Annotated in this window: 30 protein-coding genes and 1 pseudogene; 12 read left to right on the top strand and 19 right to left on the bottom strand. The window is 60.9% G+C overall.

What is annotated here, in order from left to right; all coding sequences use genetic code 11:
- The first annotated feature begins 71 nt into the window (after positions 1–71).
- Entirely contained in the window at positions 72–497 is a 426-nt protein-coding gene (locus DV706_RS02005; protein ID WP_006066828.1) for a universal stress protein, read from the top strand.
- A gap of 13 nt (positions 498–510) precedes the next feature.
- Here the strand turns inward: DV706_RS02005 and DV706_RS02000 are convergent, their stop codons facing one another.
- Positions 511–972 carry a universal stress protein gene (locus DV706_RS02000; RefSeq protein ID WP_006066829.1) on the bottom strand — a complete coding sequence of 154 codons (462 nt, stop codon included), beginning with the start codon at positions 970–972 and terminating at the stop codon, positions 511–513.
- A 150-nt stretch (positions 973–1,122) separates the two neighbouring features.
- Here DV706_RS02000 and DV706_RS01995 point away from each other — a divergent pair, with 150 nt between their 5' ends.
- A complete protein-coding gene (locus DV706_RS01995; protein ID WP_006066830.1) occupies positions 1,123–1,512 on the top strand; it encodes a DUF2267 domain-containing protein in 390 nt (129 codons plus the stop codon).
- Positions 1,509–2,252, top strand: a complete 744-nt coding sequence (locus DV706_RS01990) for a class I SAM-dependent methyltransferase (protein WP_006066831.1) — start codon at positions 1,509–1,511, stop codon at positions 2,250–2,252. Before DV706_RS01995 ends, DV706_RS01990 begins: the two co-directional genes overlap by 4 nt.
- Before the next feature lie 20 nt (positions 2,253–2,272).
- Here the strand turns inward: DV706_RS01990 and DV706_RS01985 are convergent, their stop codons facing one another.
- From DV706_RS01985 to DV706_RS01970, 4 genes are all read right to left on the bottom strand, one after another.
- Positions 2,273–3,154: a universal stress protein gene (locus tag DV706_RS01985; protein WP_006066832.1), complete on the bottom strand. Its 882-nt coding sequence runs from the start codon at positions 3,152–3,154 to the stop codon at positions 2,273–2,275.
- 237 nt (positions 3,155–3,391) lie between these two features.
- Positions 3,392–3,640, bottom strand: a complete 249-nt coding sequence (locus DV706_RS01980; protein WP_049889858.1) for a YgaP family membrane protein — start codon at positions 3,638–3,640, stop codon at positions 3,392–3,394.
- Positions 3,641–3,852: 212 nt separating this feature from the next.
- Entirely contained in the window at positions 3,853–4,290 is a 438-nt protein-coding gene (locus DV706_RS01975) for a universal stress protein (RefSeq protein ID WP_006066834.1), read from the bottom strand.
- A gap of 71 nt (positions 4,291–4,361) precedes the next feature.
- On the bottom strand, positions 4,362–5,174 hold the full coding sequence (locus DV706_RS01970; RefSeq protein ID WP_006066835.1) for an SDR family NAD(P)-dependent oxidoreductase: 813 nt from the start codon (positions 5,172–5,174) through the stop codon (positions 4,362–4,364).
- A 175-nt stretch (positions 5,175–5,349) separates the two neighbouring features.
- On the opposite strand from DV706_RS01970, the gene DV706_RS01965 reads away from it, so the two are divergent.
- Positions 5,350–5,790, top strand: a complete 441-nt coding sequence (locus tag DV706_RS01965) for a pyridoxamine 5'-phosphate oxidase family protein (protein WP_006066836.1) — start codon at positions 5,350–5,352, stop codon at positions 5,788–5,790.
- A 256-nt stretch (positions 5,791–6,046) separates the two neighbouring features.
- Here DV706_RS01965 and DV706_RS01960 read toward each other — a convergent pair whose 3' ends face one another.
- From DV706_RS01960 to DV706_RS21625, 10 genes and pseudogenes are all read right to left on the bottom strand, one after another.
- The gene (locus DV706_RS01960) at positions 6,047–7,081 is read right to left on the bottom strand and encodes an NAD(P)/FAD-dependent oxidoreductase (protein ID WP_136350771.1); all 1,035 of its coding nucleotides are present in this window, start codon (positions 7,079–7,081) and stop codon (positions 6,047–6,049) included.
- A complete protein-coding gene (trxA, locus tag DV706_RS01955) occupies positions 7,078–7,440 on the bottom strand; it encodes a thioredoxin (protein ID WP_006066838.1) in 363 nt (120 codons plus the stop codon). The genes DV706_RS01960 and trxA (DV706_RS01955) overlap by 4 nt, the downstream gene beginning before the upstream one ends.
- 352 nt (positions 7,441–7,792) lie before the next feature.
- Positions 7,793–7,963, bottom strand: a pseudogene (locus DV706_RS22460) (CBS domain-containing protein); the annotation flags it as partial.
- Positions 7,964–8,383, bottom strand: a complete 420-nt coding sequence (locus DV706_RS01945) for a helix-turn-helix domain-containing protein (RefSeq protein ID WP_006066840.1) — start codon at positions 8,381–8,383, stop codon at positions 7,964–7,966.
- A 336-nt stretch (positions 8,384–8,719) separates the two neighbouring features.
- Positions 8,720–9,124 (bottom strand): helix-turn-helix domain-containing protein, encoded by a 405-nt coding sequence (locus DV706_RS01940; protein WP_006066841.1) that lies wholly within the window; start codon positions 9,122–9,124, stop codon positions 8,720–8,722.
- Between the two features lie 92 nt (positions 9,125–9,216).
- On the bottom strand, positions 9,217–9,402 hold the full coding sequence (locus DV706_RS01935) for a hypothetical protein (protein WP_006066842.1): 186 nt from the start codon (positions 9,400–9,402) through the stop codon (positions 9,217–9,219).
- A 33-nt stretch (positions 9,403–9,435) separates the two neighbouring features.
- A complete protein-coding gene (locus DV706_RS21630; RefSeq protein WP_006066843.1) occupies positions 9,436–9,585 on the bottom strand; it encodes a DUF7512 family protein in 150 nt (49 codons plus the stop codon).
- Positions 9,586–10,066: 481 nt separating this feature from the next.
- Positions 10,067–11,920 carry a cation:proton antiporter domain-containing protein gene (locus tag DV706_RS01930; protein WP_136350769.1) on the bottom strand — a complete coding sequence of 618 codons (1,854 nt, stop codon included), beginning with the start codon at positions 11,918–11,920 and terminating at the stop codon, positions 10,067–10,069.
- Positions 11,921–11,993: 73 nt separating this feature from the next.
- On the bottom strand, positions 11,994–13,019 hold the full coding sequence (locus tag DV706_RS01925) for a sulfite exporter TauE/SafE family protein (RefSeq protein WP_006068056.1): 1,026 nt from the start codon (positions 13,017–13,019) through the stop codon (positions 11,994–11,996).
- Positions 13,020–13,022: 3 nt separating this feature from the next.
- The gene (locus tag DV706_RS21625; RefSeq protein ID WP_006068055.1) at positions 13,023–13,169 is read right to left on the bottom strand and encodes a DUF7512 family protein; all 147 of its coding nucleotides are present in this window, start codon (positions 13,167–13,169) and stop codon (positions 13,023–13,025) included.
- 361 nt (positions 13,170–13,530) lie between these two features.
- Between DV706_RS21625 and DV706_RS01920 the strand changes: the two genes are divergently transcribed.
- The 3 genes from DV706_RS01920 to DV706_RS01910 all read left to right on the top strand — a co-directional run bounded on the left by DV706_RS01920 (position 13,531) and on the right by DV706_RS01910 (position 16,223).
- Entirely contained in the window at positions 13,531–14,376 is an 846-nt protein-coding gene (locus DV706_RS01920) for a universal stress protein (protein ID WP_006068054.1), read from the top strand.
- Between the two features lie 400 nt (positions 14,377–14,776).
- A complete protein-coding gene (gene trxA, locus DV706_RS01915) occupies positions 14,777–15,214 on the top strand; it encodes a thioredoxin (RefSeq protein ID WP_006068053.1) in 438 nt (145 codons plus the stop codon).
- Between the two features lie 211 nt (positions 15,215–15,425).
- Entirely contained in the window at positions 15,426–16,223 is a 798-nt protein-coding gene (locus DV706_RS01910) for a ZIP family metal transporter (RefSeq protein ID WP_006068052.1), read from the top strand.
- A 213-nt stretch (positions 16,224–16,436) separates the two neighbouring features.
- Here the strand turns inward: DV706_RS01910 and DV706_RS01905 are convergent, their stop codons facing one another.
- The 3 genes from DV706_RS01905 to DV706_RS01895 form a co-directional block, all read right to left on the bottom strand.
- Complete coding sequence (locus DV706_RS01905) at positions 16,437–16,871, bottom strand: YeeE/YedE family protein (protein ID WP_083902080.1); 435 nt, start codon at positions 16,869–16,871, stop codon at positions 16,437–16,439.
- Between the two features lie 81 nt (positions 16,872–16,952).
- Positions 16,953–17,444 carry a YeeE/YedE family protein gene (locus DV706_RS01900; RefSeq protein ID WP_006068050.1) on the bottom strand — a complete coding sequence of 164 codons (492 nt, stop codon included), beginning with the start codon at positions 17,442–17,444 and terminating at the stop codon, positions 16,953–16,955.
- A 20-nt stretch (positions 17,445–17,464) separates the two neighbouring features.
- Positions 17,465–18,658, bottom strand: a complete 1,194-nt coding sequence (locus DV706_RS01895) for an MBL fold metallo-hydrolase (RefSeq protein WP_006068049.1) — start codon at positions 18,656–18,658, stop codon at positions 17,465–17,467.
- Positions 18,659–18,916: 258 nt separating this feature from the next.
- Here DV706_RS01895 and DV706_RS01890 point away from each other — a divergent pair, with 258 nt between their 5' ends.
- From DV706_RS01890 to mvaD, 5 genes are all read left to right on the top strand, one after another.
- Positions 18,917–19,162 (top strand): sulfurtransferase TusA family protein, encoded by a 246-nt coding sequence (locus tag DV706_RS01890; protein ID WP_006068048.1) that lies wholly within the window; start codon positions 18,917–18,919, stop codon positions 19,160–19,162.
- A gap of 1 nt (position 19,163) precedes the next feature.
- Complete coding sequence (locus DV706_RS01885) at positions 19,164–19,745, top strand: DsrE/DsrF/DrsH-like family protein (protein ID WP_006068047.1); 582 nt, start codon at positions 19,164–19,166, stop codon at positions 19,743–19,745.
- Between the two features lie 5 nt (positions 19,746–19,750).
- Positions 19,751–20,002 carry a HalOD1 output domain-containing protein gene (locus tag DV706_RS01880; RefSeq protein ID WP_006068046.1) on the top strand — a complete coding sequence of 84 codons (252 nt, stop codon included), beginning with the start codon at positions 19,751–19,753 and terminating at the stop codon, positions 20,000–20,002.
- Positions 20,003–20,226: 224 nt separating this feature from the next.
- Positions 20,227–21,573: an FAD-dependent oxidoreductase gene (locus DV706_RS01875; protein ID WP_006068045.1), complete on the top strand. Its 1,347-nt coding sequence runs from the start codon at positions 20,227–20,229 to the stop codon at positions 21,571–21,573.
- A 171-nt stretch (positions 21,574–21,744) separates the two neighbouring features.
- Positions 21,745–22,722 (top strand): phosphomevalonate decarboxylase MvaD, encoded by a 978-nt coding sequence (gene mvaD / locus DV706_RS01870; RefSeq protein WP_006068044.1) that lies wholly within the window; start codon positions 21,745–21,747, stop codon positions 22,720–22,722.
- 104 nt (positions 22,723–22,826) lie between these two features.
- On the opposite strand, the gene fen is transcribed toward mvaD, so the two are convergent.
- Complete coding sequence (gene fen / locus DV706_RS01865; protein WP_006068043.1) at positions 22,827–23,804, bottom strand: flap endonuclease-1; 978 nt, start codon at positions 23,802–23,804, stop codon at positions 22,827–22,829.
- Positions 23,805–23,966 lie beyond the last annotated feature (162 nt).

Below are 23,966 nucleotides of genomic sequence, written 5' to 3'. Positions count from 1 at the left end.
TGTCTAACCGACCCACCCGTTGACTGTCGACTAGGTTTACTATCGCCTCTCTCGAACAGTGGGATACGACCATGTCGCGATCGATTCTCGTCGCACACGACGGCTCGCCACACGCACAGGATGCATTACAGTACGCTCTCGAGACGTTTCCGAACGCGCGGCTCGTGCTCTTTCATGCGATCGATCCGTTCGAACTGACGCCCGAAGAAGACCAACTGCCACCGCTGACCGAAGAGTGGTTCGAGGAACAACACGCTGGGGCAACCGACCTCTTTGAAGATGCGCTCGAGGAGATCGAGACGGAGAGTCTAACGATCGAGACCGAGACTGCAGTCGGCTCGCCGGCACAGACGATCGTCGCCGCCGTCGAGGAGACGGATGTCGATGGGATCGTCATCGGGAGTCGTGGCCGGGGGAACGTCGCGGAAGCGCGGATGGGAAGCACGGCCGAACTCGTCGTCAAGCGCGCGAACGTTCCGGTGACGGTCGTACGATAACGACGCTAGCCGCTCACTGCTCAGCCGCGTTGCGAACGACGGTCACGGTCACTGGTGAGCGGGCGACGACCAGCTCCGTGACACTGCCAAGCAGTAGCCGAGACGGTCCCGTGCGTCCGTGCCCACCCATGACGATTCCGTCGATGTCGTGCTCTTCGGCGTAGTCGATGATCTCACGGGCGGGATCACCGGTTTTGCTTTCGGTCGTGAGGTCGGCGTCGTGTTCGGCTGCCAGTTCACGAACTTCATCGAAGACCTGTTCTTCTTCCTCGGCAGCTCGTTCGTACCACGCTTCTGAACCGTGGGGTGGCTCGTTTCTGACGTCGACAGGGGTTGCAGAGCTGTAGCCCGGCTCCGACGGATCGACGATGTGGAGTGCAACGATAGCCGCGTCAGAATGGTGTTCGAACGCGTACTCGAGTGCCTGCTTCGACAGCGGCGAACCGTCGACTGGAACGAGTAGTTGGCGGGACATCACCTTCTTGTACTTCACGTAGTCTCAAAAGACTATGCAACAACTCCCAGAGTGAGCCTCGCATCCGTCGACCGATCTCGAAACGGGTGGTGTTGGTCACCCAATATGAGGCTTTTATTTGGACCGTCGGTGTACACCCGGTGTCCCGAGATGAACTACAAGGAATTCATCGGCCAGGTGCAGCACAGACTCGAGTACGCACAGTTCGGACAGGCCGTACGGGCGACCAGAGCTGTCCTGACCACGCTCGGTGAGCGCCTGCAGGAAGGGGAAGCGACCGACCTCGCCAGCCCGCTCCCGATGGAGGTCGATCGCTATCTGACGGAAGCTGAACACGGGCAGCGATTCGACTATCAAGAGTTTCTCGATCGGGTCGCCGAACGCGAGAACATCGACCGGGCCGACGCCAACTACCACGCCCAGCAGCTCCTGGTCGTCATCAGCGAGGTCGTTCCGGCAGGGAATCTCGAGAAAGTCGATGATCAGCTGCCAGATGACTTCGACCCGCTCTTCGAGCTGCTCGAGGCAGCTGGAGAGTGACCACCGAGCAGCCACCAGCGACCGGCAGCGAGTCGCCCTCGAGTACCAGTGTCGACGAAGCCACGGGCGAGACACCACCGGGGCCGATCAGCCGCGTCTCTCGGTCGAAAGAAGCTGCCAGAGACTGGTACGACGCGATCAGCCGCTGGTACGATACGTTCGCCGACCCGTTCGAAGAACCAGCGCGAGCAGCAGGTGTCGACCTCCTCGATGCCAGGCCGGGCGAACGCGTCCTCGACGTCGGCTGTGGAACCGGTACCGCGCTCGTTGCGCTCTCAGACGCCGTCGATCCCGGCGGGACTGCCGTTGGGATCGATCTCGCGGCGGGCATGTGTCGTGTCTCGAGGACCGCGCTTGCCGACGCTGGACTCGATCACGGCGTTGTGGTACGGGGCGACGCCGTGACGCTGCCGTTCGAAGACGACGCCTTCGACGCGGTGTTCGTGAGCTTCGTCCTCGAACTGTTCGATACACCTGAGATGCTGGCCGTGCTCACAGAGTGGCAGCGCGTGCTCGCACCCGGCGGTCGACTCTGTGTCGTCTCGCTGTCCCGCCGTGGCGATGGGCCGGCGACGTGGCTGTACGAGTCAGTTCGTACGCTAGCCCCAACGTACGCTGACTGTCGTCCGATCTACGTTCGTGATACGCTTCGTGAGGCCGGGTTCCGGATCGACGACACACGCGAGGAGACGGTCTGGATGTTCCCGGTCGAGATCGTTCGCTGTCGACTCGAGTCGTAACTGCTGTCAGGATGGCCGAATCAGTCCTCCACCGGCGCCCCTCGAACGAGCGTGACCGTCCGTGGTGAACGTCGAGCAACTCGCTCTGCAACGGTCCCTGTGAAGAGCCGATCTGTAAGCGATCGTCCATGACTGCCCATGACGACCTGGTCGTAGTCGTTCGCGTCAGCGTCGTCGACAATTTCCGTTGCCGGTTTCCCGGCTGTAGTCTCCGTCTCGATCGCCATCCCGCGGTCGTCAGCGAGCGCCGTCGCTGCCTCGAGGATCTCCGCGCTGCGTTCTTCGTAACTGCGTAGCGTCTCCTCGAGGTACGTTCCCTGGATCTCCGATCGCGGACGGTCGAATGGGAGTTCCTGGACGTGGAGAGCCGTATGCGTGGCGTCGGGAAACGTCTCGAGGGCGTAGGCGAGTGCGGCTTCGGCTTGCTCCGAGCCATCGACAGGGACCAGAATCGAGCCGGGCAGTTCGCGGTCGCGAACGGTGGTCGTCGTCTCGGGGACGACGGTCGTCGAGACTGGTGCGCGCCGGACGACAGCCTCGCTGACGTGGCCAAGGAACGGCCGTTTGATCGGCGACTCGCCGTGGCTTCCCAGCACGACGTGATCAACGTCGGTTTCGCTTGCGACCGCGAGGATCTCTGTGTGCGGCGTGCCGGTCCGAAGCTGTGTTCGAAGCTCACGCCCGTCCGCCTCGGCGCGGTCGACTGCGCGGTCGAGCACTCGCTCGCCATCGTCTTCAGCGCGGTCACGTGTCGATTCGGAAGTACCGACAGTCGCGTCGTGTGTGGGATCGACGACGAAAACGGCGGTGAGTGTGGCGTCTGGAAACGACGCCAAACTGTACTCCAGGCCGGCGAAGCTGTGGTCTGAGCCGTCGAGTGGAACGAGAACGTGCTGTGGCATGGGGGATACGGTGGCGAATAGCGACCCACCGATCCAACGTTCCACGGCGTCGGCTATAAATCCGAAGCCACAAACTCACCATTCAACGTTGAGGGAGCTACAGTAGCCATCGATTCGCTGCACACTGCATCCCACGACGGTCCTGTGTCGGTGTCTATCGGTTCAGTTGTTATAGACGGACGGCGCAGCTGTCGGGACGCAAAACGCGCTGCTCTCCCGTCCTAGAGACCGCGCCAATCAGGCGTCATCTTCGGATCGGTCGCCGCCGTAGGTGTCTCTTCCCAGCACGTAATTTGCGGGACACGTTTGTGCACCTGCAGACGCCAACAGCACCGCTGCAACCAGTAACGTCGCTGTAGCGACGAGGCCCTGTATGTCGGCTCCGAGCGACTCGCCGAAAGCAACGGTCGCCATCGACATGCCGACGAACACGAGCCCGCCGAGGAGTCGAACCGTTTTCTCCGTCTCGCCAACGTTTCTCTTCACGACGACCACACCGTCCAGCTACCGTCTCGATACGGCGCCAACCGAAGCGTTCGAACGGAACACGTTCCGAATTTCATAACCGATTTTCGCACCCTCGTCCGAAATACGTGTCGCAATTGGGTCTCAGACCGTCCCCATTCACTCGTGTTCGCTCGATGGGCTGGCGTGAGTGACCGAGTCGCTGCGCCTCGAGTCGGCCTGTCGAGACGCTGCTACCGAACGATCGTCACTGGCACCGCTGCTCGGCGGGTGACCGTTTCGGCAACGCTACCGAGCAGTATTCGGGAGAGACCAGACCGACCGTGGCTGCCCATGATGATGTGATCGACATCTCGATCATCGGCCACCTCGAGAATCGTCTGGGACGGGCGACCAGTTTCGATGGCCGTCTCGAGCACCGTTGAGTCGGCGTATTCGCCTTCCTCGAGTCGGGCTTTGGCCTGCTCACAGAGCTCTTCGCCACGTTCGAGCGTGCGATCGAACGCGGTGCTGTCGTAGGCGCCACCCTCAGAACCCGCGTAAACGCTCTCGGCTGGGTCAACGACGTGCAAGGCGGTGATCTGCTTGCCGTTGTACTGTTCGAGCGCATAGTCTAACGCATCCCAGGACGATTCGGAGCCATCGATCGGCACCAGGGCGTGTTTCGTCATACTGGAGCGATACGGTGCGATACCAAAATAGTATTATTGATTTGAGATGGGCACGCGAAACGAAACGACGGTCAGATAACGTTCTGAAGGATGCCGCCGTCGACGGTGATCGCCTGACCGGTGATGTTTCGGTTCTCCGCCAGGAAGACCACAGTTCGACCCATATCCTCCGGCGTCTGGTCGCGCTCCATGGGGATGACTCGCTCGATCGTTTCTTCATAAGGCTCATCGAGTTCAGGTGTCAACACGTCTTCCCACATCGGCGTCTGGACGATGCCCGGACAGATTGCGTTGACCGTCACGTCCGGTGCGAGCTCGAGCGAGAGCGACTTCGTCAGGCCGAGCACGGCGTGTTTCGATGCGCAGTAGTGTCCAAGCCCGGCAGCGCCGATGGAGCCGGCGATTGAGGCCGTGTTGAGGATACTTCCCTCCGACTCTCGAAGGTGGGGAATGGCGGCTCTGGAGGCGAGAAAGACCCCTTTGACGTTCACATCCATGATCGAATCCCACTCGGCGTCCGCCATCTCCTCGATGGGCGTGACGGTGATGACGCCCGCGTTGTTCACGAGCAGATCGAGTTTCCCGAACTCCGAAACGGTCTCCTCGATCATCGCATCGACCTGCTCCGGTTTAGTCACGTCGCACTCGATAACGTGGGCTCGCTGTCCCTGGTCTTCGATCAGTTCGACGACCTCCTGTGCGTGCGTCGCACCGCCGACCTCCTCCGAGGACTGCTGATTGTACTCCGTCTCGAGGACGTCCACATCGGCGATGACGATGTCGCTGCCGGCGGACGCCAGTTCCATTGCGATCCCAGTGCCAATATCGCCACCTGCGCCAGTAACGATCGAGACTGCTCCATCGAGTGAGGTTCGTTCTACCATGATCTACTGTAGTTCGTCACACAATAGCATAAAGATACGCAGCGTTCGCACGTGCTCAAGCGGACCACTAACTCAGTCCGAACGAACATGGTTTGGACGCCGTTTGCCAGCTTTCGAAGACACTCCGGATCGCTGTAACTGAACCTTTTCTCACTTCGACCTGTACGCATAATGTATGACAGGTCTTCGCTGGGTGCAGCTGTCAGCACAGGAGCGAGACGAGTTCCTGGGAACCGGCGGTATCGGCGTGCTCTCGTTTACGCGGGATGGGGACGAGCCGCCAGCGTCGCTCCCGGTTTCGTACGGCTACTACGACGACGCCGAAACGTTCTACTTTCGGCTCTCGTTCCCACCGAGCAGTTCGAAAGAGTCGTTTATCGATAACCCGGTATCGTTCGTCACCTACGACGAAACGGACGAGGGCTGGCGCAGCGTCGTCGCCACCGGCACGCTCGAGGAACTCACCGAACTCCCACACGAGTCGGCTGCCGTCCAGGGCATGTGGGCGGTCGATATCCCAGCCGTCGAGGTGTTCGACCGGCCGCGATCGGAGATCACGTTCCACGACTTCCAGCTCGAGCCGGACGAGATCAGCGGTCGAAAGGAAACCACGTGAACACACATCATGGTTTCTAGTGTGTTTTTTGACATATCACACAATAGTATCTGTGGTTATCAGGAAACAGTTCTCGAGAAGACACACTTCGAGACGTGGAGGATCACTCGAGTAGAGTCCAGAAACGGTCGATTTCGGGACGTTTTGAAACGAAAGCCGTTCACAAAAATGGACGGCGCCGGTAGACAGGTACCCAGAACCCATCAGAATATCGTATATAGAGAACTAGTGAAACGTAGCAAGCGACTCGAGCGGGTTAGTCGTCCGCCTCGACGGCGACAGCAGCCTCGGACTCGACTGCCTGTTCCTCGAGCCAGCTTTCTGCATCGAGTGCGGCCATGCTTCCCGTTCCGGCAGCCGTAACTGCCTGTCGATAGTCGGGATCCATCACGTCACCCGCACCGAAGACGCCATCGACTGCGGTCTCGGTCGTCATTCCCTCGAGGGTCTGTAGATAGCCCTCGTCGTCGAGGTCGACGGCGGTGTCCTCGAGGAACGTCGTGTTCGGGACGTGGCCGACGCCGTAGAAGATCCCGCCGACGTCGACGTCCTCGTGCTCGACGTCTTCGCCCGAATCCAGCTTCTCTTTTGGGCGACCGTCGGGGTGGCTCACCAGCGTCGCACCGGTGACACCGTCGTCTCGGGAGCCGTGGATCTCGAGCAGTTCCGTGTTCCAGCGGAACTCGATCTGGTCGTGGTCGCGGGCGCGACGCGCCATGATATCGGAGGCACGCAGCTCGTCACGACGGTGGACGACCGTGACGCTATCGGCGAACTTCGCGAGGAAGAGTGCTTCCTCCATCGCGCTGTCGCCACCACCGATCACGAGGACGTCGTCGCCGCGGTGGAACGCGCCGTCACAGGTTGCACATGTCGAGAGGCCATAGCCCATGAGCTCGTCTTCGTTCTCGGCGCCAACCCAGCGAGCGCTCGCGCCGGTTGCAACGATCAGCGCCTGCGTTTCCAGCGTGTCGCCGTTCGACAGCTCGAGAGCGAACGGCCGCTCCTCGAGGGCCGCACGCTCGACAGCGCCGTGGACGAACTCGGCACCGAACCGCTGGGCCTGTTCTTTCCCGCGCTGGATCAGCTCCATCCCGCCGACCCCCTCGGGGAAGCCGAGGTAGTTTTCGACTTCGGTCGTCAGCGTGAGCTGGCCGCCTGGCTCTGGCCCCTCGAGTACGATCGGCTCGAGATCGGCTCGTGCGGCATAGACCGCGGCCGAGAGGCCAGCGACGCCGGAGCCGACAATCACGACGTCGTGAACGGTCTCGGAGAGTTCTGTGTCGTTCATTCGCTGGTGTATCCCTCGATCATGTCACGCAATCGGTCTGCCGGCAGCGCACCGGTGTGCTGTTCGGCCTGCTCACCGTTGGCGAAGAGGACGAGCGTTGGCACGCCGCGGACGCCATAGGTGCCAGCGAGCTGCTGGAGTTCGTCGACGTCGACTTTCGCGATTACGGCGTCAGTCTCGTCTGCCAGCCCTTCAAGGACGGGCTCGAGCATCTGGCACGGGCCACACCACGTCGCAAAGAAGTCTACAAGAACGACGTCGTAGTCGTTGACAACGTCCTCGAGGTGGCTTTCACTCTCGATGTGGACGGGTTCGTCAGGAGACTGTCCGGGTGAGCCGCTGTGTGCATCAGTTGCCATCATCGGTTGCTACGAGCCCGAGCTGTTTAAAGGTTTTGTGTGTATTGTACAATACGGTAATCGGGAAGGGGAGACAGCCACTTCAGCAGGTGTGTTCTGTACTGTCACACAACGCCTAAATATGGCAGTTTTAGCGCTCAGTGAGCGTAGTGAGCTACTGGATCGCACGCAGAACCACCCAATTATTCCCGGGAGTCTTTCACAGCTATCGCAAACCCGGCTGTCGAACGGCCGAACTGGTGAGGAGACATCGGCCGAAAAATACGGTCTGTTTTCAATTAGCCTGGTGAGGCTGTGGAGCGGGCCGGGAAACGGATTGCACGAGTGTCAGTGGGGTGGTCGGCTGACGGCCTCAGTACGGTGGTCGCTGTGCCTGAACGACGTTCGCGAACTGTTGGTGCTCGTCGGCGACCAGTTCGTTCAGATCGTCGATTGTGATGAGTCTAGTCAGTTCGCCATCGTCGTCAGCCACTGGGAGGTGACGAACGCTGTGCTCGCTCGTGAGTTCGGTCGGTTTGTAAAATTAGCTTTCGACCGTGGTTGCACTGTCGTCGGTCGCGCTGTCGTCGACATCCTCGTATTTGTCTTCGAACTCCTGAATGAGCTGTCCCATCTTCGCATACCAGTCGTTCAACATCCGCTGCATGTCGTTTGCGATCTGGGACGGGTCAGTCGAAGCGTAGACGTGGTAGTAACCACCCTGTTCGTAGTTGACCTGTTCTTTCTGAATGAAGCCACTCTGGAGCAGTCGCTGAATCGATCGGTACGCGGTCGACCGTTCTCGATCGACTCGGTCTGCCACATCGTCGATCGTCAGCGGCTCATCGCTCTCGACCAACACCCGGTAACACTCCTTATCAAGCTGTTTGAGGCCGTGGATACACTCCAACAGTCCTTCACACACCATCTCCTGCTGGAGTTGCTCGGCCATTGAGTCCGCCATTGTTCTACAAGAGAAGATGCCCCGCATGGCCATAAGGGTTTTGTAGAAAGCTCACAATACCACCTGCGCAATAGTAACCGTCGCGTTCGCCAATGGAGACCGACAAGCTCGGACTCGAGAGGCCAGAACATACGACGTCGCCGTGCGTTCTTGCTCTGACTCGTTCAGCGCGAGTATGACGTCTCACGCCAAGCAGCCTCCAGACCGTTGAGTCCGTCTCGAACGATCGCTGTGTGCTGAGTCGCCGTGGCCGTTCGTGGCTTCGTAAACAGAGAATTACTGACCGAACGACGGGATGGCGCTGTCACAGACAGACGGGTCCCAGATGTGTGATGATTAGCTCTCGGCGGGAACTTGTCCGTTATCGACCTGTTCGTACTTGTCTTCGAACTCCTGGATGAGTTGTCCCATTTTCGCATACCAGTCGTTCAACATCCGCTGCATATCGTTTGCGATCTGGGACGGATCGGTTGGAGAGTAGACGTGGTAGTAGCCGCCCTGTTCGTAGTTGATCTGTTCTTTCTGGATGAAGCCGCTCTGGAGCAGTCGCTGGATCGACCGGTACGCGGTGGATCGCTCGCGGTCGACCTGTTCGGCGACCTCGTCGATCGTCAGGGGCTCATCGCTTTCGACCATCACCTGAAAGCACTCCTTGTCCAGCTGTTTGAGACCGTGGATACACTCCAACAACCCCTCGCAAGCCATGTCTTGTTGAAGTTGTTCCGTCATCGAATTTGCCATGTTACTGTGTCTAGCTACGGATCCCGGTGATATAAGGGTTGTGTGAATATTGTGCAATGGCGATCTGCCGTCGTCGGTACCCGAGCAACGCCTCAGTCTGCCATCGCTGCCGCCGTTTTTGATTCCACTCGCATCGCTTTGGTCGTACCGTCGATCACGGACCCACTGACCAGCAGCGCCGAGAGCATAATCAGTGCAAAGCCGACTGTGCTCAGCACTCCCATCCCGAAGAAGCCGAACAACACGCCGATCACAAAGCCGAACCCGATGAACAACATGATCAGCGTGAGTCCGATGTCAAAGAACTCTGTTTATGTGTTCTTGATCGTCTCGATGACCGGTGGTGCTGCGACCCGCTCGAGTGCGCCGTAGCCGACGTAGAGGACGACTGCCTCGACCAGGACGGCACCGACGAGCACGCCTGCCTGGGCTGCTGGGGAGAGGGCTGCGAAGTCGATCATGCGTGTCGACCTCCGTTCCGTTTCGGTTGTGTGTGGGTCATAGGAGACTACTCAGTACAGTCTACCAGCAGAACGAATATAACACTTTTGGGAATACTGCACAATATTCCCGTGTCCTATCCTACCGCTAACCCACGCATATATTTGTATACGTTATACAGATATTGACAGAGATTGGGCAGCGTCCCAAGCGCGTCGCGCGCGCCTTGAGTACTGAAACGTCCCGCCTGCTGAAACAGTCGACTCGAGCAGATGAGCGACGAGTATGACAGCACTCGAGCACCGTATCCCAACCCCGGTTTTGCATTTATGGAACAGTACTGCCGCTCGAGAAGGCAGACCAGAGGCGAAGTGTGACAGTGGACAGACGGTCGACAGTCCTCTGTGGGGACTCGTCTGTCAGACAGAACGCGGGATACAGACGGGGCGGGGCCACGACCGCCTCATGCAGATGCTATGAAAAACTGAGACGTCCAAACGGCTAGTCGTGCGGGTGGAATCGCTTGACAGCACGGTCGACGGCATCCGTCTGGCCGAGGAACGTGATCCGGTCGCCATCTTGTAGTTCATGGTCTCCGGTTGGAACCTCTGTCGTCCCGTCATCGTGGGTGAGCAAGCCGACGATACAGCCGTCCGGAATCTCGGCGTTGAGTTCGGCGATCGTCTTTCCGACGAGATCCGTCGCCGTGACCTCGATCTCCTGGACGTCGCCGGTTCGACCGAGTTCGTTCATCCACGCCGACAGCGACGGCCGCTCTAAGACGTTCTCGAGCGACCACGCCGTCGCCATCGAGAGGTCGATCGCCCGGACGCCCAGCGATTCGAAGGCGTCGACGTTGTCGGGCTGGTTGACCCGTGAGGCGACCTTGTCGACGCCGAAGGTCGTCTTCGAGAGCTGACACACCAGTAGGTTGACGTCGTCGTCCGGCGTGGTCGCGATGACTGTTTTCGCGTCCGATGCGCCGGCACGCTCGAGGACATCGGCGTCGGTGCCGTCGCCTTCGATCGCTCGCAGCCCGCGTTTGCGGGCCTTTTCGACCGCGTCGGGGTCGGTGTCGATGAGAAGTACGTTTTCGCCGTCCTGTTCGAGCCGTTCTGCGAGGGAGAGACCGACCCGTCCCCCGCCGATGATGAGTGTGCGCATTGGTGAAACCTCGAGGTAGTTCGCGATCTGTCGTGCGAGGCCGGCCTGGAGGACGACCGTCGCGAAGATAATCAGGAAGACGGTCCCAGCAAGCAGCTGGGCTTCCTGTGGCTGGCCGAGTGCCTGCAACTCGACGGCAAACAGCGTCGCGACGCTGGCGGGGATGATCCCGCGCGGGCCGACGGCGCTGAGAAAGAGCCGTTCATTGTGCGTAAAGCGCTCGTTTGTCGTCGAGAGATAGATGACTGCCGGCCGGAGCACCACCGTGATCGCGGCGACGATTGCGAGACCGGCCAGTCCGAGTGAGAGAATATCTGCGAAGTCGATCAGCGCCGCCAGCGCGACGAAGATAAACGAGAGCACGACGACTGAGAGGTCATCGAGAAAGTCGATCACCTCTTCGTGGTAGGGGAGGTCGACGTTGCCGAGGACGAAGCCGGCCATCGCAGCGGCGGCGATCCCCGTTTCGCTGGCGATCAGTTCGGCGCCGGCGTACGCGACGATGATTCCAGCGAGAACGATCAACCGCGCGTGCAGCGGCGCTGCACGGGGTCTGGACTGCACGTGGCTGATCACCAGCCACACGGCGCCGGCGATGAACGCGCCAACTGCCAGCCCGATGAACAACCGTATCGCGAACGAACTGACGAGCGCAGCCGGTGTGCCGTTCCCAGCGACGAGAACCTCGAAGACGACGACAACCAGGATCGCCGCCGTGACGTCGTTGATGATCCCTTCTCCCTCGAGGACAGCAGCGACGTGGTCACGAACGGTGACGACCTGCAAAATCGGGCCAACCACTGTCGGCCCGGTCGCGATCAGCAACGCGCCGACTAGCAGACCGACCTCGATACCGGTGTCGAGGAAGACGACGACGGCGGCAGCCGTCCCGAGCCAGGTGATCGCTGCGCCGACGGTGACGAGTCGGGTTAGCGCCGTCGGGCTCTCCCGCAGTTTCTCGAGGCGGAGATGGTAGCCGCCCTCGAAGAGAATAATCGCGACGCTGACGCCGACCATTGCCGGGAGTCCGTCACCGAACGTCTCCCGGGAGACGAGACCGAGCAGTTCGGGACCGATCGCGATCCCGGCGAAGATCAGAAAGAGGACACTCGGGATCCGCAGTCGGTCGGCGAGAACGCGGGAGGCAACACCGAGTGCCAGAACGAGTGCGACGATCGCAATGAGACTCACGGACAGCTATGTATACGCGAGCCAAGCAGGTAAACCCCCGTTCTGGCTCTGTACGGATCGTTCGTCGACGTCATCAGTCATCACCGTCTGGGGTTACCTGTGCGTTCGATTCGACCGTGTTGACCGACTGAACGACCTGGTAGAGGATCATCAGTGCGACGAAAAACGACGAGCCGACGAGCAGGAGGACGCTCACGATATCGAGCGCGTCCGTTCCAAGCCAGTTGGCGAGTTCGCTGAGCGCGATGCCGGCGCTGGCGAACAGCATCATGAGCCCGAAGTAGATGATCACGTCGTCCTCTTCGACCATTGTCGTCGCCGCTGAACCGATTCTGGCTCCGAGCGCACTCCCGACTAACAGCAGTGAGACCACCGTCAGGTCGACGCTGCCGGACATCCCGTAGGTGAACGTCCCGAAGGCACCCGAGAACAGCCCGGCAAACAGGCTGGTCCCGACAGCGGCCGTCAACGGCGTCCCGATCAGGTAGTAGATCGCGGGCATGCGGATGAAACCGCCGCCGACGCCGATCAGTCCCGAGACGAGACCGACAGTCCCACCGGCACCTGTGATCGTCCACACCGAGGCCCGTCCGCCAGAGGTCAACGAGATCATCGGCGGCACGTTGTACGACTGAATCTTCTGTGCGACTGGTGGAATCTCGTCATCGTCGACATCGTCTGCCTCGTCGTCATCGGCATCGAGGTTGGAAGCTCGGCGCAGGAATAGCGCACCGATCCCGGCCAGCAAAACCACGTACGCGACACCCGTGACGAGGTTGGCGATCCCCAACGCCTCGAGGCCAAACACGAGCCGACTGCCGAGTTCGATCCCGACCGAGAGGACGACAAACAGGATCGCGCCGAGCCTGTAGTCGACCTGGCCGACGTCGTAGTGTTTCAACACGGCGATCACGGAGGTCCCGAAGTAAAACGCCAGTCCGCTCCCGATCGCAACCGACGCAGGGTAGTCGAGGATCAGCAGCGTCGGGGTGATCAGGAAGGATCCCCCCATTCCGAAGAAGCCGAACAGTACCCCGACCATGAAGCCGAAGCTCACGAACAACAGCAACAGCGGCAAGCTGAGTCCTAGTAGCTCCATCAGTTATGCGTCCGTGATCGTTTCGATCAGTGGCGTTGCGACTCGCTCTACGGCACCGTAGCCCACGTAGAGGACAACTGCCTGAAGGAAGACGACACCGACGAGGAGTGTTGCCTGTACGAGTGGGGAGTACGCGCTAAATTCGATCACGCGTATCGCCCCCCGTTTGAACCCAGTTGTGTACGGATCATGGATTGTTGCTCACTACTCTCTACTCGTGAAGACCGTATAACGCTTTTGGGACTGGCGCACAATATTACTGCGAGCTATCTCATAGCTATCCTACGGAAATATTCGCATAAGTTTTTTAAATATATAGGCTCGAGCGGGATGACTGCGCCGGCACACCGCGCGATCCTTCGACACGGCGTGAATGAGTAGCCGAACTCGAGTAAGATTCGTCGAGCTCACACCGGCTAAGCGACTCACTGATCTGGGATTTCGAGCGCGTTCGCCAGAGTTGATATTGGGTTGTCCAAACAATATTATACCGTCGGCACCTACGACGGGTATGAAAGCAGTGCTGGCAACTGATTTGTCCGCGGCGAGCGAGGCGACAATCGAGAACGAAACCGGCCTCGCGTGTCTGGGTCGGATCGGCATCGAGGAGATCAATCTGGTGACAGTGGTGCCGTCGAACGTCCACGCCGGGATGCCCGGTATCGACTTCGAGAAACGCCGTCGAAAGGCGCTCGGCCGCTACGAACAGGTCATCGAGGGCGCTGGCTTCGACGTCGAGACCCACGTCGTCCGTGGGACGCCTCACCGGCGGATTCGAGGCATCGCGGAGACGATCGGCGCGAGCCTGACGGTCGTCGGCTCGCGCGGGAAGAGCCCTCTCGAGAACCGGGTGATTGGCTCGACCGCGCGCAACCTCTCTCGAACGACAGTGACGCCGCTGCTGGTCAACCGCATCGAACGCGAGACCGACGAGCCGAGCATGGTCCGGAAACATCTCTTCCAGCGGATGCTGTACGCGACGGACTTCTCGAAGAACGCCGAGCAGGCGTTCGAAGCGTTCTCATATCTGCGTCATGCGGCCCAGGAGGCGACGCTGGTCCACGTCAAAACGCCGAAGGATCCGGGGCTTCCGGAGGGCGAAGATCCAGAAGCACAGCTGGCCGAACTCGCGGGCCAGCTCCAGGAATGGGGACTCGAGACACGGACGGAAATCCGTCAGGGTGATCCGTCCGACGAGATCCTCGCTGCCGAAGCCGAGTACGAACCGACGACGACCCTCGTTGGCTCGCGCGGACACAGCCGACTGCGCCGGCTGTTGCTGGGCAGCGTCTCCGAGGATCTGGTTGCCCGCGCAAACGGGAACGTGATGCTCGTGCCACCGGAGCGAACAGCGTAAGTTACAGTCGTCTCGTTTGTGACGGCACACAGATGTTGCCTTTCTCACCCGGTTCGATCACGGATGGCCGTATGGTCTTGTATCCAAAAACCACTACCACGAACCCTAGTTGGTTGGGGCGTTGTGAGCTTCTTCCCAGCACGGCGTGGCAGAGAGCCCAGACAGGCTGGCTCGCCCTCGAGAGAGATGAAGACCCGGTCGAGAACCAGACCCGTCACAGCGTTCCGCTCTCGCTCTGAACACAACTGGGTCTGCATCTGTCCTCGAGCCACCCGTCACGACCGCCACGAGAGCCGACGGACTGCGGTACTGACCACGAAACCGTCTCCCGCCAGCAGCGGTCCAATATTGTTCGCATTACACACAACTATTATGGTTGCAGAGGCCGTACGGTCGCCCGATGAGTGACTCTGCAGACGACGAACGAGAACGAATCCGCGAACAGAAAAAACAGGAACTGCGCGAACGCCTCGAGAACGGCGGCAACGTCGCTGGATCCGACGCCCAGCAAGAGACCAGTCCAGCCGAACCGATCAGTATTCGAGGCAACGACCACCTCCAGACCGTCGTCAACGACCACGACGTCGTCCTCGTGGACTGCTATGCCGACTGGTGTGGTCCCTGCCAGATGCTCGAGCCGACGGTGAAGGCGCTGGCCGCAGAAACCGATGCCGCGGTCGCGAAAGTCGACATCGACGCCCACCAGCGTCTTGCCCAGCAACTGGGCGCTCGCAGCGTCCCGACGCTCATCCTCTACGCTAACGGCCAGCCCGTCGAGCGCATGGTCGGCGTACAGGACAAGGCGACGCTCAAGGGCCTCATCGATCAGCACAGCTAAGCTCCACTGTGTCGGTCAGCACAGTCGCTGCGTCTCGTCTGGTCGCTGCTTGACTCTGTGTGGAAAGTAGTAGAACGCTAACACCGACTGCAGCCACGACAACGACTGGCAGCAGGCACTCGAAGTACAACGCAAAGACCGGTATTTGGTCGACCGAGCGGGTCAGGGGAAGCTAACGATTTATACGACCAGTTCGACAGCTAAGAGAGAGATGACTCTTCTCGAGAGTCTCGTACTCGTGTTCGTCGCGGGGGCGATTACAGCGCTGGCGACGGGGCTTGGTGCGCTGCCGTTTTTCTTCTTTGACGAGATCAGCGACCGCCGGAGTGTGATGCTCTGGGGACTCTCCTCTGGAATCATGGTCTCAGCGTCCGTGTTCGGACTCATCGAGGAGGGACTGACCGAAGGCACCCCGCTCGAGATTGCAGCAGGGATGGCCACTGGTGTCTTGCTCGTCGTGATCGCACACGACATTCTCATGGACGCCGATATCGATCCTCGAACGTACGAGGAGGCTGATTTCAAGAAACTCGTACTGATCCTCGGCATTCTGACCGTCCATAGCTTTCCAGAAGGGATCGCCGTCGGCGTCTCGTTTTCGGATCTCGGTCTCGAGGACGGCGTGGCGTTTCTTGGCTTTACCGTCCCGTTGCTGGCGGTCTTCATGACGATCGCGATCTCGATTCACAACATTCCGGAAGGGACGGCGATCTCGATCCCGCTGAAGTCGATGGGCGTCTCGAAGTGGAAGATGGTCTGGTGGGCGGTTTTCTCGAGTCTGCCACAGCCGATCGGGGCCGTCATCGCCTTCGCGTTCGTCAGCGTCGCTCGGGAGTTTCTGCCGTTTGGCTTTGGATTTGCTGCGGGGGCGATGATCTATCTCGTGCTTACGGAGTTCATTCCGGAAGCGTTGGATCTCGGAAAAGACCTGCCAAACGGCGGGAAGCCCGAACTCGCCGGCGGGATCGCGATCGGGGTGGCGATTATGCTGCCGCTGGCGGTTATCTGAGCGCCCGCAGCGCACCTCAAGCGGAGCCGAGTGGGAACGCAGGAGCGACCCGCGCAAACGGCGTCGCGGCGATCGGGTCCGCACTGCTCACCCAGGCGAGGAACTGACTCGAGCGGCAACGAGGCGAGACGGCAGTCTCGTTTTGGGGCCAGAAGTCGTGTACGAAAACGTGTTCAGACAGCGGTTCGTGAGACGAAAGCCGGAATCACGAGATTAGTCAGCCCCGGTTGGAGTGGGTTCGGACGCGGCACGCTGGCTGCGCCAGACACCCTGGAGGTAGGCGCCAGCGAACATACCGACGATTGCCCACAGGATCGTCACGTTGCCGATCCCGAGGCTGGCGTAGGCCGCGCCGGGACAGATCCCCGACAGGCCCCAGCCGACGCCGAAGATCGCGCCGCCGATGAGGACGTTTCGGTCGAACGACTTCAGCCGCCGGCCGTAGGCGTCGCCAGTCAACGGTGCGCTGTCGCGCAGTCGCGGCATGATCGCGAACACGATCCCGGTGACGATCGCCGCGCCGAACATGACGAACAACAGCCCGAAGTCGTCGAACTGGAGGAAATCTAGCACGACTTCCGGACGGGCCATGTGGCTAAAGCCAAGCCCGAAGCCGAAGATCAGGCCGCCGGCGAAGATCAGCGGCATGAACAGTGGATGGCGGTTGCTGCTCACGGGTCGTCACCTCCCCGTTCGCTATCTCGAGACGCAAGCGTCTCGCAACTCATGTTACGGACTCACCCCCATGAGCTGGACGAGCTGTGCTGTTACGATGGCGACGACCAGGAACGTCATCACGCCGACGATCGACGTCTTCGAGGCCGAACCGACGCCACAGACGCCGTGGCCGGAGGTACAGCCCTTGCCGATACGGGTCCCGATGCCGACGAAGACGCCGCCGACCAGGAGCCGCCAGGGCTGGACGTCGGTCGTCCACGCCCCACCTTGCCAGATGACGGCGTACACTGCCGCTCCGAGGATGATCCCCAGCGTAAAGACGACACGCCAGTCTCGAGAGGGACGGTAGCGCTGGAACCGCGATTGGTCGGAGGCGTACGAAAGCGTCGACTCGAGGAACGTACTCGCGCCGGCGGTGATGCCGGTCCCGAGGTAGATCACTGCCGCTCCGAGGCCAACGAGCAGTCCCCCGACGGCGTATCGAAAGACACCGTTGGGAAAGAGCTCGGCGGTCAGGGAAAGCGGGACGAGTTCTGTAAACATTCAGTATCAGAGCACGTGTCTTAGTCGTCTGCCAGCGAGCCCTGGCTGGCAGCACAGTTGTTCGGGCCAAGCTCGAGTTCGAAGGCTTCGTCGTCGTCGGCCTCCTGCTGGCCGAGGTTCGTTGGGATGATGTCCTCGTAGTTGGCCGGGCGTGGTGGCATATCCGAGAGGATCAGCTCGACGAAGTCGTCCTCCTCCATCGTCAGGGCAGCCATCTCTGCTTTGAGCTGGCCGACCGGTGCCGTGTAGGTGCCGTCTTCGGCGGGGACGGCAGCGTCGCTGAAGTGAGCCCCACCGATGAGCGTGTCGTCGGGCAGCGTGAGGACACGCTCCTGAAGGCTCTTGTAGAGCATGCTGGCGGCTTCAGGTGCGCCGTCGTCGCCTTCTTCCAAGTCGGGACGAGCGACGCTCTCGATGAACAGCCCGTCGCCGGTCGCGAGCAGTTCGCCGTCGATCAGGTACGAGGTCATCCCGGAGGTGTGGCCGGGCGTGGAGACGGTCTCGATCGTGACGTCGCCGACCTCGAACTCGTCGCCGTCTGCAGCCAGCGTCATCTCATCAGCGTAGGTGACGCCACGGTCGACCGAGGCCTCGGGGATGACGCCTTCGACGCCGACGGCACCGAGTGCGCGAACGCCCGAGATGTGATCCGCGTGGATGTGCGTGTCAATCGCGTACTTCAGATCAATACCGAGCTCGTCGGCGTCGTTGAGATAGCGGTCGGTGAACGCACGCAGTGGATCGATGACGGCCGCCTCGCCGTCGTCGTAGACGAAGTAGCCGAGACAGCCCGACGATGGCCGCTGGTACTGGAGCAGGGTGCCCGCACCGTCGTAGCCGTCGACTTCGACGGCCTCGTAGATTCGTGCCCAGCCGTTCATTCCCTCCTCGAGATGGTTGACATCGTAGCCGCGGTCGGCCAGTGCGCCGGCGACGAACTCGCTGGCACCGCCTTTCGCACAGAGGACCGTGACTTCGCGGTCGTCGGGGATCTGCTGGAGGACGTGAGCGTCGATATCGTCCTCGAGGAACTCGAAGTACGGGACGTTGATCGACTCGACGTTGTCGCCGTCGATTCGCCACTCGTCGTAGTCACTTTCCATGCGTGCGTCAAGGATCGTGACCGCATCGCCCGCATCGATTCGTGCTTTCAGCTCGTCGGGAGTAACCGATTCGACCGGTTCGTCTGGCGTTGGGAAGTCCATGTCGTCCATGTTGTACAGTATCCAGTATCGGCTACTCGCACTTAAGAGTTTGTATGGTATTTCCCTCACCGTACAATACAGCTCACCGACGGTTTGACAACATACACTGTTTGAACGCGCGTGAATGCTGCACTGACGGAAAGTAATGGGGTGTATGACGGGTTCCGGAAAACCACAGCTATTCACGATCGGCACAATAACCGATATCCTTTTATAGGCACAGCCAATATTGTGTATTAGCTCCAATACAGAGCACAGAGACAACATATGAGCTCAGAATACGAAACCACCGAGACGCTCGACGTGAAAGGACTGTCCTGCCCAATGCCCATCGTGAAGACCAAGCAAGCGATCGATGACCTCGAGGCAGGCGACGTTCTCGAAGTCGTTTCGACTGACTCGGGCAGCATGAGTGACATTCAGGGCTGGGCAGAAGGCACCGACGGTGTCGACCTCCTCGACCAGGTCGAGGACGACGACCTCTACACCCACTACGTGAAGAAGACGGCATAAGATGAGTACGGATAACACCACGCCGTCGGCCGACGGCACCATCGACGCCGCCGAGGTGCAGGCGCTGCGCGAGCGCGTCGACGAACTCGAGGCGTCACTGGCCGAGCTGGATGACGGCGACGACCAGCAGAAGATGACGATCATCGCGACCCAGGGGAGTTTCGATATGGCGTACCCGCCACTGATCCTCGCGAGCACGGCGGCTGCCTTCGGCTGGGAAGTCGTTGTCTTCCACACGTTCTGGGGACTCGACATCCTCCACGAGGAGAAATCGAAGGATCTCAAACTCTCCGCCGTCGGCAATCCGAACATGCCGATGCCGAACGCACTCGCCGCGTTGCCCGGCATGGACTCGATGGCGACGAAGATGATGCAGAAGAAAATCGACGAGAACGGCACCGCGACCATCGAGGAGCTGATCGATCTCTCGCTCGATCAGGGCGTCGATCTGCAGGCCTGCCAGATGACCATCGAGCTGATGGAGTACGACGAAAACGACTTCTACGACGGCGTGACGACAGGTGTCGGCGCAGCAACTGCGATCCAGCACATGGCCGAATCGGACGTCCAGTTGCTGGTCTAATTCATATGCTCGAACACGAATCGCCGGAGGCGAACGCAAGTCCAAGTCTGCGTGTCATCGAGGCCGTCGCGGACGCAGACAACATCGATCCTGCCAGCCTCGAACCACCGCTGTACGACGTTGTCGATACGAACGCGCTGGATCGACTCTTCGAACCGACGATATCCGGACCGACGACTCGGCGCGGCCGAGTCTCGTTTCAGTACCGTGGCCACGAGATTACGGTCTACGCGAGCGGGCGCGTCGACCTCGAGTAATCCGATTACGGATAATTCTTGAGACGTGTGCACATAGAACGTAGCTGGAAGCATCCACAGACAGTTCTCGACTGTCCAGCTTCGACCACGGCGCAGTCACGTGATATCCGACGCAGTCACGCGTGTCCACCAAGCACAGTCGCTGGTGATCAACGCTTTCGACGACTTCTTAGTATTGTGCACTTTGGGAAATACTTTACTATGGTGCGAGCGTATCGCCAGTCATGACAGATCCGTTCGTCATCGTCGGCGGGGACGCAGCCGGGATGAGTGCCGCAAGCAAGGCCAAACGCGAGGCCCCGGACCGGGACGTACTCGTCTTCGAAAAAGGCGAGTGGGTCTCGTATGCGGGCTGTGGAATGCCCTACTACATCAAAGGCGACGTCGAGAACCTCGAGGACCTCGTCTCAGTCACGCCCGAGGAGTTCCGCGAGCAACGTGACGTCGACCTGCGGACCGGCCACGAGGTCGTCGCGATCGACCCCGAGGCGAAAACCGTCACCGTCGAGGCCGACGGCGAGCGCTTCGAGCAGTCCTACGGCGACCTGCTGATCGGCACAGGCGCACGCGCCATCGTCCCACCCTTCGATGGGATCGACCTCGAGGGCGTGTTCACTCTCCGGAGCATGGACCAGGCTGACGCCATCGAAGACTACGTCTCGGACCACGAGCCAGCAACCGCCGCAATCGTCGGCGGCGGCTACGTCGGCGTCGAGATGGCCGAAGCGCTCGACGAACGCGGCGTCGACGTTTCGATTTTCGAGATGCTGCCACAGACGCTCCAACCCTTCGGCGAAGAGACGGCACAGGTCGTCGAGGAACACCTCCGCGAACAGGGCGTCGATCTCCACCTCGAGACCGCCGTCCAGGGCTTCGCTGGCAGCGACCACGTCGAGGCAGTCGAAGTCGAAGACGACTCGGTGTCGGCGGATCTGGTCATCGTCGGCGTCGGCGTCGCGCCGAACGTCGAACTCGCTGAGGAGGCTGGTATCGAGATCGGGGAAACGGGTGCGATCGCGACCGACGAGTACGGCCGCACGAACTACGAGAACGTCTACGCCGCGGGCGACTGCGCCGAGGTAGAAAACGTCGTCACTGGCGAGCCCGACCACGTCCCACTTGCGCTGACAGCGAACCGAGCCGGTCGAGCGATCGGCTCGACTGTTTCGGGTGAGCCCACGGAGACTGGCGGCACCGCCGGCACGGCGATCGTCAAAGCCTTCGAGCTAGGTGCTGCCCGAACCGGTGTCATCGACGACGAGCGCGCACGCGAGGCTGGATTCGATCCCGTCTCCGTCACGATCGACACCGAGACGCGACCGCACTACTACCCCGGCGCGACCGAGCTCACCGTCACGCTCGTCGCTGACCGGGAGAGCAACCGCGTCCTCGGAGCCGGTCTCGTCGGCCCCGAGGGGACGAAACGGATCGACACCGTCGCAACGGCTGTCACGTCGGGCCTGACCGTCACTGAGCTACAGAACCTCGATCTCGCCTACGCGCCGCCGTTTAGCCCCGTTTGGGATCCGATTCTCACCGCCGCGAAGGTGCTTTCGGGTCGCCTCGAGTAACGACCTGCACGCCCCACCAGCGCTCAGAGATCGGTGTGGCTCCCCACGCCGGCACGCCACGCACGGTCTGAAAACCGTCGCAGAGACGTCTCTTTCCTTTGGAAACCCCACTTTTTCTGTTCTCACCCGGATGCCGTGAGCTTTAAGCGGCCGTCATCCGCCTATCCGGATATGAAAGCCACCGCCATGGCCCACCCGATTCAGGGGCTGGTGAAGTATCACGGGATGCGAGACGACATCAAACGACTGCCGTACCACGACAGCATCAGCCTCTGTACGGCCCCGAGCCACACGCGGACAACCGTCGAGTTCTCGATGGACTACGACGAGGACACGTTCGTCGTCGACGGCGAGGAACTCGACGGCCGGGCCCACGAGCGGGTCGAAGCCGTCGTCGAAAAGGCACGGTCGAAATCCGACGCCGCCCACACCGTCTACCCGGTTCGCCTCGAGAGCGAGAACAGCTTCCCCTCGAACGTCGGGCTTGGCTCGTCGTCATCCGGCTTCGCGGCCGCCGCGATGGCACTCGCCGAAGCCGCAGAGCTCGATGCGTCGAAACAGGAGATCTCGACGATCGCTCGCGTCGGCTCGGCGTCGGCCGCTCGAGCCGTCACCGGCGCGTTCTCGCAACTGCACACGGGGATGAACGACGAGGACTGTCGCTCCCGTCGCATTCCGACCGATCTCCACGAGGACCTCAAGATCGTCGTCGGCCTCGTCCCCTACCACAAAGAGACCGAGGACGCCCACAACGAGGCTGCCGACAGCCACATGTTCCAGGCGCGTAACGCCCACATCCACGGCCAGATCGCCGAGATGCGGGATGCGCTGCGAAACAACGACTTCGAGGCCGCGTTCGAACTCGCCGAACACGACTCGCTGTCGCTCGCCGCAACCACGATGACCGGCCCCTCGGGCTGGCTCTACTGGCAGCCAGAGACGCTGGCGATCTTCAACCGCGTGCGCCAGCTCCGTGAGGAAGCGGACATTCCGGTCTACTTCTCGACCGACACCGGTGCCACCGTCTACGTCAATACAACCGAGGAGTACGCCGAGCGCGTCGAAGAAGAAATCGCCGACTGCGGCGTCTCGACGACCATCTGGGACGTCGGCGGCCCCGCCCGCCTGCTGGACGACCACCTGTTCTAGGATCCGTTCAGATCTCCAACGCAGCCGTCGTGCGATCGGCTGTGGACTGCTGTTTGGACAGCGAGTCGAAACGCCGCTCGCGACTCGAGCAGCGAGCAGCAAATTTAGGTCCAGCGATCCAATCCTGCCTGTGTCACGCTCTCCTCGATCCGTTCGAAGCCGCGTTCGACCTCGCCGGCGTCGACGCCCCACTCGTCGGTGACATATGCCTTTGCCGCCTCGAGATCCGGATCCAACGTCGTCTCGAACTCGTAGTCGTCGGTCACGTTCGGATCACGGAACAGCTGTCGCACGCGGTCGCCGTACTCGACACTGTCGCCGCGGGCCTCGAGGACGCTCCAGAGGTCGCCGTGTTCGGTGATCTCGGAAATCGCCGTCTTCGGGCCGATCCCGTGCACACCGTCGTTGAAGTCGGTTCCGATGAGAATCGCCGCATCGATGAGTTGCTCCAGGGTGAGGTCGTGGTGCTCGAGGGTGGCCTCGAGATCCATCAGTTCGGGGTTGCCCTTGCTCGTGAGCTGGCGCAGGGTCAGCGGTGCGCCAAAGAGCAGGGCGTCGTAGTCCTCCGAGCCGACGTAGTCGGCGTCGCCGCGTCGGGCCATGTGAGCAGCCTGTGCTTCCCCTTCTGCTGGCGCTTCGACGATCGGGACGTCGAGCAACTCGAGCAGCTCGCGGCTCGTTTCTTGGATCGTCGGCGTCAGTCGCTGCGTGCGGGACTCGAGTTGAGCGATCGCCACTGTGTCGCCTTCCTCGCGGGCGACCTCGAGTTGGTCCTCGTAGCTCTCGCGTTGCTCGCGACGGGACTCGATCTCGTCGGCTTTCAGATCAGACGGGCCACCGTCGAAGACCATCACGGGCGTGATATCGTGTTCGAAGAACTTCGGAAGGCCCTGGACGATGCCGATGAGGTTGGCGACCTCGGTGCCGTCCGCGGTGGTGTATTTGTCGCTGTTCGTCCACTTGACCGTCGTCGTCAGATAGCGATAGAGCCAGTTGTGTGCGTCAACCGCGACGACACCCTCGACGTCGTCGAACGGAATCTCTTCGATGACGGCGATATCGCGTAGTGCAGCGTTTCCCATTGGCGACGTTTGGGCCGACTGGGATTTGAACTATTGGCTTCGCGCCAACGGGTGTCCGTGCTTGAGTTGCCGTGACGCGCACAGACGTTCATTACGCGTGCAAATGCTGCACGGAGTAAATGATAACTAGTACGAACCAGGATTTTCCAGTACAGGGTTGAA

It is taken from the genome of Natronorubrum bangense, assembly GCF_004799645.1.
Taxonomy (GTDB): domain Archaea; phylum Halobacteriota; class Halobacteria; order Halobacteriales; family Natrialbaceae; genus Natronorubrum; species Natronorubrum bangense.
The sequence above is the reverse complement of the archived record's forward strand: the minus strand, read 5'-3'. Positions and strand labels throughout refer to the sequence as shown.

Bases quoted from the DNA above. Each gene is read 5' to 3' on its own strand.
- DV706_RS02005 (WP_006066828.1), top strand. From the start codon at position 72: ATGTCGCGATCGATTCTCGTCGCACACGACGGCTCGCCACACGCACAG.
- DV706_RS02000 (WP_006066829.1), bottom strand. From the start codon at position 972: ATGTCCCGCCAACTACTCGTTCCAGTCGACGGTTCGCCGCTGTCGAAG.
- DV706_RS01995 (WP_006066830.1), top strand. From the start codon at position 1,123: ATGAACTACAAGGAATTCATCGGCCAGGTGCAGCACAGACTCGAGTAC.
- DV706_RS01985 (WP_006066832.1), bottom strand. From the start codon at position 3,154: ATGCCACAGCACGTTCTCGTTCCACTCGACGGCTCAGACCACAGCTTC.
- DV706_RS01975 (WP_006066834.1), bottom strand. From the start codon at position 4,290: ATGACGAAACACGCCCTGGTGCCGATCGATGGCTCCGAATCGTCCTGG.
- DV706_RS01970 (WP_006066835.1), bottom strand. From the start codon at position 5,174: ATGGTAGAACGAACCTCACTCGATGGAGCAGTCTCGATCGTTACTGGC.
- DV706_RS01965 (WP_006066836.1), top strand. From the start codon at position 5,350: ATGACAGGTCTTCGCTGGGTGCAGCTGTCAGCACAGGAGCGAGACGAG.
- DV706_RS01960 (WP_136350771.1), bottom strand. From the start codon at position 7,081: ATGAACGACACAGAACTCTCCGAGACCGTTCACGACGTCGTGATTGTC.
- trxA (WP_006066838.1), bottom strand. From the start codon at position 7,440: ATGGCAACTGATGCACACAGCGGCTCACCCGGACAGTCTCCTGACGAA.
- DV706_RS01945 (WP_006066840.1), bottom strand. From the start codon at position 8,383: ATGGCGGACTCAATGGCCGAGCAACTCCAGCAGGAGATGGTGTGTGAA.
- DV706_RS01940 (WP_006066841.1), bottom strand. From the start codon at position 9,124: ATGGCAAATTCGATGACGGAACAACTTCAACAAGACATGGCTTGCGAG.
- DV706_RS01935 (WP_006066842.1), bottom strand. From the start codon at position 9,402: ATGTTGTTCATCGGGTTCGGCTTTGTGATCGGCGTGTTGTTCGGCTTC.
- DV706_RS21630 (WP_006066843.1), bottom strand. From the start codon at position 9,585: ATGATCGACTTCGCAGCCCTCTCCCCAGCAGCCCAGGCAGGCGTGCTC.
- DV706_RS01925 (WP_006068056.1), bottom strand. From the start codon at position 13,019: ATGGAGCTACTAGGACTCAGCTTGCCGCTGTTGCTGTTGTTCGTGAGC.
- DV706_RS01920 (WP_006068054.1), top strand. From the start codon at position 13,531: ATGAAAGCAGTGCTGGCAACTGATTTGTCCGCGGCGAGCGAGGCGACA.
- trxA (WP_006068053.1), top strand. From the start codon at position 14,777: ATGAGTGACTCTGCAGACGACGAACGAGAACGAATCCGCGAACAGAAA.
- DV706_RS01910 (WP_006068052.1), top strand. From the start codon at position 15,426: ATGACTCTTCTCGAGAGTCTCGTACTCGTGTTCGTCGCGGGGGCGATT.
- DV706_RS01905 (WP_083902080.1), bottom strand. From the start codon at position 16,871: ATGCCGCTGATCTTCGCCGGCGGCCTGATCTTCGGCTTCGGGCTTGGC.
- DV706_RS01900 (WP_006068050.1), bottom strand. From the start codon at position 17,444: ATGTTTACAGAACTCGTCCCGCTTTCCCTGACCGCCGAGCTCTTTCCC.
- DV706_RS01895 (WP_006068049.1), bottom strand. From the start codon at position 18,658: ATGGACGACATGGACTTCCCAACGCCAGACGAACCGGTCGAATCGGTT.
- DV706_RS01890 (WP_006068048.1), top strand. From the start codon at position 18,917: ATGAGCTCAGAATACGAAACCACCGAGACGCTCGACGTGAAAGGACTG.
- DV706_RS01885 (WP_006068047.1), top strand. From the start codon at position 19,164: ATGAGTACGGATAACACCACGCCGTCGGCCGACGGCACCATCGACGCC.
- DV706_RS01880 (WP_006068046.1), top strand. From the start codon at position 19,751: ATGCTCGAACACGAATCGCCGGAGGCGAACGCAAGTCCAAGTCTGCGT.
- DV706_RS01875 (WP_006068045.1), top strand. From the start codon at position 20,227: ATGACAGATCCGTTCGTCATCGTCGGCGGGGACGCAGCCGGGATGAGT.
- mvaD (WP_006068044.1), top strand. From the start codon at position 21,745: ATGAAAGCCACCGCCATGGCCCACCCGATTCAGGGGCTGGTGAAGTAT.
- fen (WP_006068043.1), bottom strand. From the start codon at position 23,804: ATGGGAAACGCTGCACTACGCGATATCGCCGTCATCGAAGAGATTCCG.